Here is a 13194-nt window from a genome sequence, read left to right as displayed (position 1 = left end):
CGGGCGGCGCTCAGATGCGGTGGAAGTGGAGGATGTCGCCCGGTACCAGCTCGTCGCCGACGACGACGAAGCCGTGCTTGACGATGTGGTCGTCGTCGATCACCTCGAAGTCCTCGACGAAGCCGTGGCGGGTGCCGAAGACGGCGCTCTCGCCCGAGAGCCTGAAGTGCCCGTCGGCCCAGCCGGGGCCGCCGAACACACCGTGGTGGCCCCAGTCGTCGTAGTAGAAGCTGGTGAACGCCTTGTCGACGTCGCTCCAGCCGATGAGCCAGGTGGCGACGATGCCGGGCACCGGGATGCGCTGGGTCAGTTCGAGGAAGCGGCCGTCCGCGAGGGAGCGGGCGGAGCAGCTCGCCTCACCGGTGGTGACCTTTTCCGTGGTGAGGTTCGTGTATTCGATGCGGAAATCTCCCAGCAGGAAATCCAGTTGCCGCATTTCCGGTGCCGGCTCGCCGCGGCCGGGAAGAACGACCTCACCGCTCGCGGCGGGAACGGAATCCCGCAGGGCGTCGTCCGAGGACTGAATGGGCTGCGCACTCATGGCCAACTCCGGAAGCTCGGGGCACCGCGTATACCGTGGACACTTGTGGATACCGAGGGGAATTTATGGACTCGGCATTGCGTCGCACAAGCCCGTACGGACCGGTTAGGGGGTGGGCCGCGATGGATCGGGGGCCACCCGGCCGGGCTAGGGGTGTTCGGCATTACCGGAGGTCACTAGGCTCCGGCGGGCGGGACCGGCGTCCTGCCCGGTTCCTTCCCGAAGGAGCGAGACGATGACCACCGATCAGCAGTCTCCGATGCCCGAAACCCAGGACGATTTTCCGTCCCTGCTCGCCTGGCTGACGAAGAACCGGCGGGACAGTCCGGTTCTTCCCGATGCCTTCCCCGGCCTTTGGCATGTTTTCCGCCATGCCGACGTCTCCCGGGTGCTGTCCGACACCGAAACCTATTCCAGTGACATGTCGGCCGTGATTCCGACCCACCCGGACACGGGCTGGATCGCGAAAGGGAACGTCGTCGGAATGGACCCGCCGATGCACCGCCGGCTGCGGTCCCTGGTCAGCAAGGCGTTCACGCCGCGGCTGGTGGCCGGTCTGGAGCCGCGGATCACCGAGCTGGCCGAGGGCCTGCTCGACGCGGTCGCGGGCCGGGACCGCTTCGACCTGGTGGAGGCGGTCACCCATCCGCTGCCCGTATTCGTGATCGCCGAGATGCTCGGCATCCCCCTGGCGGACCGGGCCCTCTTCGAGAAGTGGGGGCTCGCCTTCATCTCGGCCAACGGCGGCGGCGAGAGCGCCCTGCCGAGCGAGGAGAACATCCTTTCCTTCGTGCAGACGGCCACGGAGATGCGGGCGTACATGCTGGAGCAGATCGCGGCGCGCCGCGCGAGGCCCGGGGACGATCTGATCAGCCAGCTGGTCACCGCCCGGACCGAGGACGGCGAGCTGGAGGACGACGAGATCGTCGGCTTCGTCGGCACGCTGCTGCTGGCCGGGCACATCACCACCACGGCGGTGCTCGGCAGCACGGTGCTGTGCCTGGACGAGAACCCCGGGGCGCTGGCCGAGGTGCGCCGCGACCGGTCGTTGGTGCCGGCGGCGGTGGAAGAGGCGGTGCGGCTGCGCCCGGCCTTCTCCCGGCTGGTACGGATGACCACCCGGGAGTCGGACGTGGGCGGTGTGACGATCCCCGCCGGCCAGGTGCTGACCCTGTGGACGGTGGCCGCCAACCGCGACCCGGAGCGGTTCGAGGACCCGGACGGCTTCGACCTCCACCGCGACCAGCAGGGCCGCCACCTCGGCTTCGGCCAGGGCGTCCACTTCTGCATGGGCGCCCCGCTGGCCCGCCTGGAGGGCCGGATCGTCCTGAACCTGCTGCTCGACCGGTTCCCGGAGCTGTCCGTGGTCGCGGAGGACGACGCGGTGGCGTACCACCACCCGAAGAACGTGGTGGGCCCCCGCCGTCTGCTGGTCGACGTGACGAAGAACGCCTGAACGTCCGCGTCCGGAAGCGGCCGCCGGCCTCCTGGGGCCGGCGGCCGCTCGGCGTGCCGTCGTGGACCGCCCCGCCACCGGGCGGCCGATGGCGGGGCGGAGCGGGGCTCAGTAGGAGACCGGCAGCCGGGGGATGTCAGGGTGCCAGCTGGGCATCACGTAGGCCTCCTGCAGCGGGGCGTCGAGCCGCAGCTCCGGCAGGCGCCGGAACAGTGCTCCGTACGCGACCTCCAGGCCGACCCTGGTCAGGTTGGCGCCCAGGCAGTGGTGGATGCCGGAGCCGAACGCGAGGTGTCCCCGGGCGGAGCGGCGCACGTCGAAGCGGTCGGGGACGGGGTACTCGGCCGGGTCACGGTTGGCGCCGCCGCCCGCGACGATGACACCCTCGCCCGCGCGGACCAGCTGTCCGCCCACCTCGACGTCCTCCCGGGCCACCCGGGGCATCAGATCCAGCGGGCTGACCATCCGGATGGTCTCGTCGACGGCGGACGGCAGGACCGCCGGGTCCTCCCGGACGAGGGCGAGCTGGTCGGGATGCTCCAGCAGCATCCCGACCCCGACGGTCAGCATCGTCTGCACCGGCTTCTGGCCCGCCGTGAAGATCACGAAGCAGAGGCCGGCGAGTTCGGCCTTGGTCAGCGACCCGCCCACGACGTGCTCGGCGATCACCCGGCTGATCGGATCGTCGCCCGGGGACTCGTACTTGGTGTCGACGAACCGGGTGAAGTACTCCTGCAGCGCGAGGATCGCCTTGGCCGCCGCGGCCGCCGCCTCCTCGGGGTCCTTGGGCACGCCGTCGGCCGAGTAGACGCTCGCGAGCCACGCCTGCATGTCCGCGTACTCCATGCCGAGCGCCCAGCAGGTGATGCTCGCCGCGAACGGCTCGGCGAACTGCCCCACCAGATCGGCGGATCCGCCGGCGGCGACCATGGCGTCGATCAGCTCGTCGGCCTTGCGCTCCATCCGGGACCGCAGGTCCTCCGCCCGGCGCAGGGTGAACTCCCGTACGAGGGCCTTGCGGTGGGCGGTGTGCAGGGGCGGATCGATCGTGTTGAGCAGGGGGAACGCCCGGAACCCCTCGAACGCTGCGGCGTAGAGGGGATATCCGGGGTTGGTGATGTCGGAGCTGAAGCGTTCGTCGCCGAGGACGGCGCGGGCCTGGTCGTGGCGGGTGACGAGCCAGACGCGCCGACCGTTGTAGATCCGCCCCGGGGTGGGGGCTCCGGTCGCCCGGAAGGTGCCGTACCGCTCCGGCGGCGCGTAGGGGCACTGGCGCAGGAGGGGCAGGTCGACGTCGTCGGACGCGGGGGCTTCGGTCACGGCACGTGGTCCTTCTGTGAGGGAGGCCGGGCATGATGGGCGTACGGACGGGGCGCGGCGGTGCAGGGTGAGGGACGTGTACGGGGCTTCAGGCCGACCAGCGCAGCAGGCACAGTCCGGCCGCCATGCCCGCGCCGAAACCGGCGAGCAGCAGCAGTTCCCCGTCGTCCAGCAGGCCCGCGCGGGACGCCTCGTCGAGGGCGACGGGCACCGAGGCGGCGCCCATGTTCCCGTACTTGACGAGGGGGGTGTGGGTGCGGGCGCCGGTGAGACCGCAGCGTTCGACCAGTTGGGCGAGGAGGACTCCGTTGGCCTGGTGGGGCACGAAGTGCGCGATGTCGTCGAGGGCCGTGCCGGTGCGTTCCAGCAGGGGGGTGATCATCGGGGGCACGTTGGTCATGACGAAGTCGGCGACGCCGCGGCCGATCATCCGCAGGTGGTGCCCGCCGCCCGCGACGGTCTCCGCGGAGGCCGGGACACGGCTGCCGCCGCCCTCGATCCAGATCAGTTCGTGGACGTCGCCCCGGCCGACGAGTTCGGTGCCGAGGATCCCGTACGGCTCGGGGACCGCGCCGACGACCGCGGCGCCGGCGGCGTCGCCGAGGAGGACGGCGGTGCCCCGGTCGGAGTAGTCCAGGAACCGTGAGTACAGGTCGGCCCCGATGACGAGGGCGAGGCTGCCGGGGCGCTGGGCGACGAGGGCGCGGGCGATGTCGAGGGCGTAGACGAAGCCGGCGCAGGCGATGTTGATGTCGAAGCAGGCCGCGCGGTGGGCGCCGAGCGCGTTCTGCACCAGCGAGGAGGTGGGCGGGAGGGGCGCGTCGCCGGTGGAGGTGGCGACGATGAGGTGGTCGATACGGTCGGCCGTGACGCCCGCGTCGTCGAGGGCGGCGGTGGCGGCGTGCCGGGCCAGGTCGGAGGTCGCCTCGTCGGGTGCGGCGTAGCGGCGGCCCGTGATCAGGGTGCGGCGGCCGATCCACTCGGCGGTGATGCCGGGGACGCGGCGGGCGATGTCCTCGTTGGTGATCTCCTCCTTGGGGAGGTAGGAACCGGTGCCGAGGATGCCGACGGCGGGCGTCATCGGGACACCGCCAGGACTCCGGGGACGTCGGCGGCGAAGGGGCGGAGCGGGTTGAGCCGGTCCTCGCCGATGCGGGCGCGCCGCTCGGGGTCGGTGACGCCCAGTCCCGGTTCGGGGGCGAGGCACAACACGCCGACCTTGCCGATGTGTTCGTTGCGCTGGACCAGCCGGGTGGCCTCGCCGACCTCGCTGAGCGGGAACAGCGAGGACATCACCGGCATGATGCGGCCCTGGCCGAACAGCCGGGCGCACTCCCACTGTTCGTGGAGGTTGGCCACATGGCTGCCGATCACCCGCTTCAGTTTCATCCACAGGTAGCGGTTGTCGTAGCGGTGCCGGTATCCGGTGCTGGAGCCGCAGGTCACGACCGTGCCGCCGCGCCGGACCACGAACAGGGACATCCCGAACGTGGCCTGCCCGACGTGTTCGAAGACGATGTGCGGGTCCTCGCCGGTCTCCCGGCGGATGACGGCGCCGAGCCGTTTGCCGTCGGCGATGGCCTGCTCGAAGTCGTCGCCCTCGGACTCGCCGATGCCGATCTCCGACCGGTCGATCACGATGTCGCAGCCGAGGGCGCGCAGTGCCTGCGCCTTCTGCGGCGAGCCGACGACGCCGACCGGTATGCCGCCGCCGTTCTTGACGAACTGCACGGCGTAGGCGCCGACTCCGCCGGTGGCGCCCCAGATCAGCACGACGTCGCCCTGTTTCATGCGGGCGCCGCGGTCCGACACCAGCATCCGGTAGGAGGTGCCCGCGCAGGCCGGCACGCACGCGGCCTCCTCCCAGGTGAGGTGGGCCGGCTTGGGGATGAGCTGACCGGCCCGGGCCAGGCAGTAGTGGGCGAGGCCGCCGAAGTTGGTCTCGTAGCCCCAGGCGAGCTGGTGCTCACCGAGCATGCCGTCGGACTGGGTGACCGCCTCCTGCTCGTCCACACAGGCGGCGTTGACCAGGACGTGGTCGCCCACGCGCCACCGCCGCACGGCGGAGCCGACCCGTACGACGACCCCGGCCGCGTCCGAACCGAGGACGTGGTAGGGCTGGTCGTGGCGGGCGGCCCAGCCGCCCTGTCTGCCGTAGGAGGCGAGGAACCGGAAGGTCGGCAGGGGTTCGAAGGTGGCGGACCAGACGGTGTTGTAGTTGATCGAGCTGGCCATGACGGCGATCAGCACCTCGTCGGGTGCCGGCTCCGGCATCGGCACCGGGCCGACGCGAAGCGTCTTGCGTACGTCCTTGTCGGCGACGTCCCGGAAGACGTCCACGTCCTCGATGCGGAGGTGGGCGGCGGTGAACTCCTCCGGCAGAGCCGCGCGTTCCAGCTCCTCGGGGTCCGCCCCGGCGAGCACCGCGTCAGTCACAGAACCCATGTCGGCCGCGCCCCCTACTCCGCGATCGCGGTCCGGGTCGTCCAGCGGAATACGGCGACCTCTTCGCCGTCGAGCGTGATGAATTCCCCTTCATGGACAAAGTGCTCATATCCAGCGCCGAACCGGTGCTTGATCTTCTCCGTCAGCGAGGTCGTGAACTGGACCCTTTCCTCCTCGGGAAGGGACGGGGGGCCGTCGGACAGCAGCACCTTGTAATTCACCATGCCGAAAACCTCTGTTCTCTCGCGGATTCACGAATACGCGGATGACGGATCGCGCGTCCGGACCGGGGATCGGGGACCGGGGTCGGGGGCCGCCGGATCGCAGTCCGGGGAACACGGATTCACCGTCTCAGGAAATCTGGCAGCGGCCGGCCGGGGGAACAACCCCTACGGGCCCCGTAAGAACGGCCTCACGCACTCTCCGGTAACCCCAGTTCTATGTGCGGGGGCAGTTCCTGCCGGGAGGTGATGTCGAGTTTCTTGTAGACACGGGTGAGGTGCTGCTCGACCGTGCTGACGGTGATGAAGAGTTCGGCCGAGATCGCGCGGTTCGTCATGCCCCTGGCCGCGAGCACCGCGACACGCCTTTCGGAGTCGCTGAGCTTCGCCGCGGGGTCCTGGAGGCGCAGGGACCCCCGGGGCGGCCGGAGGACGGGACATCCGTCGACGAGCCCGAGCAACGCGATCCGTTCCCGCAGGGGCCCCGCCCCGCACTCCTCGGTGAGCTGCTGCGCCTTGCGGAGTGTCAGGTCGGACCGCGCGGACTGGTCGAGGTCCCGGTACGCCTCGGCGAGGTCGACGAGCACCCGCGCCAGCTCCACGGAGTTGCCCGAGACCTTTAACTGTTCGGCGGCCCGGGTGAGCAGGTCCGGCCGTTCGCGCACCTCGGCGAGCTGGGCGCGGACCCGTAGCCACAAGCCGGTGACCAGGGCGTCGTCGACACCGGTGGCCTCGTGGGTGGCGAGCAGCTGCTCGGCCTCCCGGGCGTTGCCGAGCGCGATCCACGCCTCGGCCGCATCGATCCGCCACGTCGGCCGGGGCCGCAGGGACAGCTCCCAGCGCTCGGTGTACCGGCCCACGGCCAGGAAGTCCGACAGCGCGAGATGCGGCCGGCCCACGGCCAGCAGGAAGCGGCCGCGGGCCCTGAGGTAGTCCAGCCCGTAGACGCTGCGGAAGAACCCGTCGGGGACGGGCCGGTCGAGGAGCCGGACCGCCTCCTCGTACTGACCGGACGCGGTGCACACGGTGATCAGGACCGTCAGGACCCCGCCGCACAGCCAGTGGCTCGGCGCCTCCCCGCCCAGGTCGACGACCTCACGGGCGTACGCCTCGGCCTCCGCCAGCCTGCCCTGGGCGAGAGCGCTCTCGGCGCGCAGGGCGATGAACATCTGACGCCAGCCCTCGACGCCGCGTTCGGCGGCCTCGCGCCCGAAGTGCTCGCACCAGGCGTCCGCGAGGTCCGGCCGGCCGGCGGCGATGAGATGGCGCAGCTCGGGCACGATCAGCGCCAGGGTGGTGTCGCCGAGCGTCCAGGAGCCGAGGTGCTCCTCGATCGTGTGGACCGCCCGTGCCCGCAGGTGGTGGTGGTTGACGCAGACGTTGATCCTCACGCCGTCGGCCGAGACCCTGCCACCGGTGTCATGGCCCTCGCCGCAGGCGGTCCGCTCGGACGACATCCGCAGGGACCAGGCGTCCGGGATGCCGGGGGTGAGGCATAAGAACCACGGCCAGCCCTCGTTGAAGTGGTCCGGCTGGTGGCCCTCCTCCCCCGTGCCGAACGCGAGCGGGGCCACCCCGCGGAGCATGGTCCGGCCCTCCTCCAGCCGGCCGCAGCCGATCATCAGCAGCGCGCTCAGCACGGCCCGCGCGGGGCAGCCGTCCGACCCGTGGGCGCACTGCGGCCACCCGGTCTTCTCCGGATACTGCTGCTCGACCCGCCACGGCTCCGTCCGCAGCAGTACCACGGAACGTTTCAGCGCCAGCCGGGCCCGCTCCCAGCAGTCGGTCGTGAACTCCTGCGCGAGTTCCACGCACGCGTCGGCGAACCGGGCGTCGTCCACGGCCAGGGCCTCGTCGGCGGCCCGTTGCAGGGTGGCGGACTGCCACGGCTCGGTGACCCGGCCGATCTCCAGCAGATAGCGTGCCGTCACCCCGGCGCCCGCGCCGCGCTCGCGCAGCCGTTCGGCGGCACGCAGCAGGATCTCGGCCCGCCGGTCACTGCCGGCCTGTTCCAGCACCGCGGCCTCCATGACCGGATGCCGCAGCCGCCATCCGTCCGCCAGTCCGGCCGCGCGCAGCCGGTCCATGCCGCGCACGATCTCCGCGGAGTCCAGGGGCAGGACGGCGGCCAGGGACGGGAGGTCGGAGAACTCGCGCAGCGCGGCCATCCCCTGAGCGACGGTCTCGGCCAGCGGCCCGCTGTGGCGTACGCAGTCCACGGCGACCTGCGCGTACAGGCCGCGGGGGTAGGGCCAGGGGGCTGCGGGTGTCCGCATGTCCAGTTCCTCGGCCAGGGCGTGGACGAGCAGAGGGCTGCCGCCGCTCGCGGTGTACAGCGCCTCGCGGACCGCGTCGTCCGGGCGGGTGCCGTGGAGTTCCTCGCAGAGTGCGGCCGTCTGTTTCCTGTCCAGCAGGCCCAGCCTGATCCGATGGAGGTTGGGCTGCCGCAGGAGGTCGCAGTGCACCTCCCCCTCGCAGCCGACGAACGGCAGCAGGGTGATCACCAGCATGACGGGGCGTTTGCGCAGCCGGCGCCGCGTGGCCTCCAGCAGCCGGCGCCAGTGCGGCGCCTCGCGGTCCTCGGGCCGGTCGAAGCAGACGACGACGGGCGAGGTCTCGGCCAGCCTCGCTATCAGGTCCTCCCATTGCAGCGACTCGTCGTCCGCCGGTGAGCCCGTCGGGGCCGTGCTCTGCGTCCCCGGCGCGGGGAGGCCACCGATGTCACCGGCGGTGAGGACGGTCGCGCCGGTCTCCGCGGCGTAGTGGGCGAAGCCGTCCACGAGGTCGGTCTTCCCACAGCCGACGCCGCCCTCGAGAACCACGGTCGTGGCGGTGCCGCGTGCGCACTCTTCGAGGAGGGACTTCATGAGTTGTAGTTTGTCGTCCCGGGCAGAAAACAACATGTACCTAACCCCAATCACACCCCACCGTGTTCTGCGTGTTCTGTGGAATCAACCCAGAACGATCGCAGAGCGCGCCGGACGGTCTGTAGAACTGTCCGATGCGGCCAGTGCCCCCGCAAACACCGCATCGGTAAGTCGAGCCGTTACCACATAAGCCGCTCCACCGCCTCGACCGTACGGTCGGGACGGACTCGCCCCCAACATAGCCAAGGCACAGCAAGCATGGAAGTGAGCATTCCGGAAACACTTCGCACCCGAAGCATCGGGATTCTCGGAGTTCAGCGAGGGGGATGATTACGCGTCAGTTCTCGGTCTTCTTCGCCGTCCACGGAAAGGGATCTGGCCATTTCCACCAGAGCCGCCGCGTCCATGGCCCGAATCCCTTCGCTCCGGTCGGTTTCGGCGTGCCCGGACCCGCCCGGCGGTGCCGTGCGGCCGGCGGCGAGGGCGAGCAGCGGATCGAGCAGACCGCTCTCGCGCAGTCGCGCCAAGGGCACCGACATGATGAGGCTGCGGATCTCCGCCTCCTTCGCACCGGCGTCGGGCGCCGCCTCCGCCCCGGCCCCGCCCGGCGCGAGCGCGGCCGACACATGGGCGGCGAGCACGTCGAGCCTGGGGTGATCGAAGACCAGAGTGGCCGGAAGTCGCAATCCGGTGACGGCATTGAGCCGATTTCGCAGTTCGACGGCGGTGAGAGAGTCGAACCCCATCTCCCGGAACGACCGCCCTGCGTCCACCAGTTGTGGTGTGCCGAGCCCGAGCACGGCGGCCACCTCGCCCCGCACCACACCCAGCAGGGCGCTGGTGCGCCGCTCCTGCGGCATGGCCGCCAGGCGTGCGCGCAGCGCCTCTCCCGGCTCGCGCGCCTCCTGGACGGCGGCCCGGCGTCGCGCGCGGGCGGCGGACGGGCCGAGGAGGGGGAGGAACAGCGCGGGCAGCGGATCACGCGCGTGCCGTGCCCGCAGGGCAGCGCCGTCCACCGGTGCCGCCACGACGGCGGGGCCCGCCGTCCTGCCGAGCAGCACCTCGTCGAAGAGGGCGAGCGCCTCGTCGGTGGGCAGGGGGCGGAAGCCGCCGGCCCGCAGCCGCCGGCGGTCGGTGGCGTCCAGATGCGCGGTCAGGGCGCTGCTCTGCTCCCACAGTCCCCACCCGATGGACACGGCGGGCAGTCCCTGTTCCCGCCGGTGGTGGGCGAGGGCGTCGAGGAAGGCGTTGGCGGCCGCGTAGTTCGCCTGCCCCGGCGACCCCACGGTGGCGGCGGCCGACGAGAAGAGGATGAACTGCCGTAGCTCGGGGTGCAGTTGTGCGAGCCGGTGCAGATTCCAGGCCCCGTGCGTCTTCGGCCGGAGCACCGCGCCGAGCCGGTCCGGGGTCAGCGAGCCGATCGCGCCGTCGTCGGTGGTGCCCGCGCAGTGCACGACGCCGCCCAGCCGCAGCGAGCGGCGCGCGAGGACGTCGTGGAGCCGGTCGGCGGCACCGGGGTCCGCGATGTCCCCGGCGACGATCTCCACGTCGGCGCCCTCGTCGGCGAGTTCGGCGCGCAGGGCGCGCGCCTGGTCCGACTCAGGACCCGAGCGGGACAGAAGGATCAGACGACGCGCCGCGTGATGGGTCGCGAGACGCCGGGCGACCAGGGCGCCCAGGGTGCCGGTGCCGCCGGTGACGAGCACGGCCTCGTCGGGGGCGGCCCCGGCGCGCGGCACGGTCAGGACGGCCTTGCCCACGAGCGTGGCCTGCGCCAGCGCCCGGAAGGCACTCGGAGCGTGGTGGACGTCCCAGACGGTGGCCGGCGGCGGGGTCAGGGTGCCGTCGGCGAACAGGGCCCCCAGCTCGCGCAGGATCTCCTGGATCCGCTCCGGCCCGGCGTCGGCGAGGTCGAAGGGCCGGTAGGCGACCCCCGGGTGACCGTCGGCGATGTGCCCCGGGTCCCGGAGGTCGGTCTTGCCCATCTCGACGAACTTCCCGCCGTACGGGAGCAGTTCGAGGGAGGCGTCGGTGAACTCCCCCGCCAGACAGTTGAGGACGACGTCCATGCCGCGGCCGCCGGTGGCGGTGAGGAACGTGTCCCGGAACTCCAGGGTGCGTGAGTCCGCGATGTGCGCGTCGTCCAGGCCCGCCGCGCGCAGCGCGTCCCACTTGGGCCGGGAGGCCGTCGCGTACACCTCGGCCCCGAGGGCGCGGGCGAGCTGCACGGCGGCGGAACCGACCCCGCCCGCCCCGGCGTGGATCAGCACGCGCCGGCCCGCGCCCAGCCCGCCCAGGTCCACCAGGCCGTAGTACGCGGTCAGGAACGCGACCGTGGCCGACGCGCCCTGCGCATCGGTCCAGTCGTCGGGTACCGGCGCGAGCAGCCGGGCGTCCGCCACGGACAGCGGCGCGAAGGGGGTGTCCAGCGTGCCCATCACCCGGTCCCCGAGGGCCGGCCGTACGACACCGGGGCCCACCTCGGTCACCACCCCGCACCCCTCGCTGCCGAGCCGGGCCCGGTCGGGGTACATGCCGAGCGCGATCAGGGTGTCCCGGAAGTTCACTCCGGCCGCCCGGACGGCCACCCGCACCTGGCCCTCGACGAGTTCACCGGTCCCGTCCGTGTCGGGCACGAGGGCCAGGTTGCCGAACGACCCCGGCTCGGTGACATCGAGCCGCCACTGCGCGACCCCGGCCGGAGCGCGCAGCACACCGGCCTCGTCCACGACACGCGCCATACGCCGCCCGTAGACCCTGTCCCCCCGTACGGCCACCTCGGGTTCGGCGGCGGCGAGGGCCAGATCGAGCAGGGCCGGATCGAGCAGGGGCGGGGGGAGCGGAAGAGCGTCGTCCGCCACGTCCACCAGGAGGATCCGTCCCGGCGCCTCCGCCTGGGCCGAACGGAGCAGTCCGACGAGGGTCGCGTGGGCGGTGCCCGTGGCCGCAGGCGCCGCGCCCGGCACCGGCGCCGCGCCGCGGGTGACCACGACCAGCGGCGGCTCCGCGCTCCTGCCGTCCGCCAGCCAGTGCCGCACCAGTTCCAGACCCCAGCCGGCGGCGCGTTCGGCGGCGTCGGCCGGCGCGTCCTCGGCAGCCGTGACGGGACAGCACGCGACCACGGCCGCGGGCACCGTCGCGCCTCCCGCGAGCGCGGCGTCCAGGGCCGCCACATCGCTGTGGACCTGCCACCGGCCCCCGGCGCCCTCCGGCGCGTTCCCGTCGCCCCGGCCGGACCCACCGTCCAGGACGCCCGCACCCGCACCCAGCCACGCGTACGTCCCGACCGTGGCGGCCTGGACCGGCAGTTCCCGCCATTCGACGCGGAGCAGTCCGTCCGGCGCGCCGGACGCCGCAGGCGTCAGCCGGTCGGGGGTGACCGGCCGGAAGGCGAGTTCGTCCACGGCGAGGACGGGTGCGCCGAGGGCGTCCACGGCGTGGACGGACAGCCCGTCGGTGCCCGCGGGGGCCAGCCGGACCCGCAACGACGTGGCGCCGGTCGCGTACGCCGTGACGCCCGACCACGAGAACGGCAGCCGCGCGCCGCCGTCCAGGGTGCCCGGGAGCAGGCCGGCGCCGTGCAGGGCGGCGTCCAGGAGCGCGGGGTGCGCCACGAAGCCGTCGCCCGAGGCGTGAGCGGGATCCGTCTCGACCTCGGCGAACACCTCCTCGCCGCGCCGCCACGCGGCCCGCAGCCCGCGGAAGGCCGGCCCGTACCCGAACCCGGCGGTCGCCATCTTCTCGTAGAGGCCGTCCAGTTCGACGGGCTCGGCGCCGGTGGGCGGCCACGCGCCCAGATCGAAGTCCTGCTGCGGCGCCCCGCTCAGGACGGCGCTGCCGTGCCGGGTCCACTCCTCCTCGTCCGCCGACTCCGCGCGGGAGAAGAAGCGCACGGCGCGCCGCCCCTCCTCGTCCGGCTCGTCCACCACGATCTGCAACCGCACCGGCTCCGACTCGCGCAGCACCAGCGGCGCCGCCAGGACGAGTTCGTCGACATGGGGAGCCCGAAGCCACTCCCCCGCCCACAGAGCCAGTTCCAGAAAGGCCGTGCCGGGCAGCAGGACCGTCCCGTGCACCACATGGTCGGCCGTCCACGGCTGGTCCCTCGGCGAGAGCCGGCCGGTGAACACCGTGCGATCGGCGTCGGCCGGTTCCACGACCGCGCCGAGCAGGGGGTGTTCGACCCGGCCGAGCCCGGCGAGTGCCGCGTCACCGAACTTGGCGACGGGCATCTCGGTCCAGTAGCGCCGGTGCTGGAAGGCGTACGTGGGCAGGTCCACGGCCCGGGCACCCGTACCCTCGAAACACGCCCGCCAGTCCACCGAGGCACCACGCACATACGCC

General features: G+C 72.5%; 8 protein-coding genes. 1 reads left to right on the top strand and 7 read right to left on the bottom strand.

The window, feature by feature from the left end:
- Positions 1–10: 10 nt before the first annotated feature.
- Positions 11–541, bottom strand: coding sequence for an NlmOI (locus ACZ6BB_RS39620; protein ID WP_471619954.1), 531 nt, complete (start codon positions 539–541; stop codon positions 11–13).
- Between the two features lie 235 nt (positions 542–776).
- Between ACZ6BB_RS39620 and ACZ6BB_RS39615 the strand changes: the two genes are divergently transcribed.
- On the top strand, positions 777–1997 hold the full coding sequence (locus ACZ6BB_RS39615) for a cytochrome P450 (protein WP_471619953.1): 1221 nt from the start codon (positions 777–779) through the stop codon (positions 1995–1997).
- A 108-nt stretch (positions 1998–2105) separates the two neighbouring features.
- On the opposite strand, the gene ACZ6BB_RS39610 is transcribed toward ACZ6BB_RS39615, so the two are convergent.
- The 6 genes from ACZ6BB_RS39610 to ACZ6BB_RS39585 form a co-directional block, all read right to left on the bottom strand.
- A complete protein-coding gene (locus ACZ6BB_RS39610) occupies positions 2106–3317 on the bottom strand; it encodes a cytochrome P450 (protein ID WP_471619952.1) in 1212 nt (403 codons plus the stop codon).
- Between the two features lie 88 nt (positions 3318–3405).
- Positions 3406–4398: a 3-oxoacyl-ACP synthase III family protein gene (locus ACZ6BB_RS39605; RefSeq protein WP_471619951.1), complete on the bottom strand. Its 993-nt coding sequence runs from the start codon at positions 4396–4398 to the stop codon at positions 3406–3408.
- Complete coding sequence (gene ccrA / locus ACZ6BB_RS39600) at positions 4395–5762, bottom strand: crotonyl-CoA carboxylase/reductase (RefSeq protein WP_471619950.1); 1368 nt, start codon at positions 5760–5762, stop codon at positions 4395–4397. The genes ACZ6BB_RS39605 and ccrA overlap by 4 nt, the downstream gene beginning before the upstream one ends.
- 14 nt (positions 5763–5776) lie before the next feature.
- On the bottom strand, positions 5777–5986 hold the full coding sequence (locus ACZ6BB_RS39595) for a DUF5988 family protein (protein WP_471619949.1): 210 nt from the start codon (positions 5984–5986) through the stop codon (positions 5777–5779).
- 188 nt (positions 5987–6174) lie between these two features.
- The gene (locus tag ACZ6BB_RS39590) at positions 6175–8850 is read right to left on the bottom strand and encodes a LuxR C-terminal-related transcriptional regulator (protein WP_471619948.1); all 2676 of its coding nucleotides are present in this window, start codon (positions 8848–8850) and stop codon (positions 6175–6177) included.
- Positions 8851–9164: 314 nt separating this feature from the next.
- Positions 9165–13130, bottom strand: coding sequence for an SDR family NAD(P)-dependent oxidoreductase (locus tag ACZ6BB_RS39585; RefSeq protein WP_471619947.1), 3966 nt, complete (start codon positions 13128–13130; stop codon positions 9165–9167).
- Positions 13131–13194 lie beyond the last annotated feature (64 nt).

The organism is Streptomyces sp. NPDC041108 (assembly GCF_055592645.1).
The sequence above is the reverse complement of the archived record's forward strand: the minus strand, read 5'-3'. Positions and strand labels throughout refer to the sequence as shown.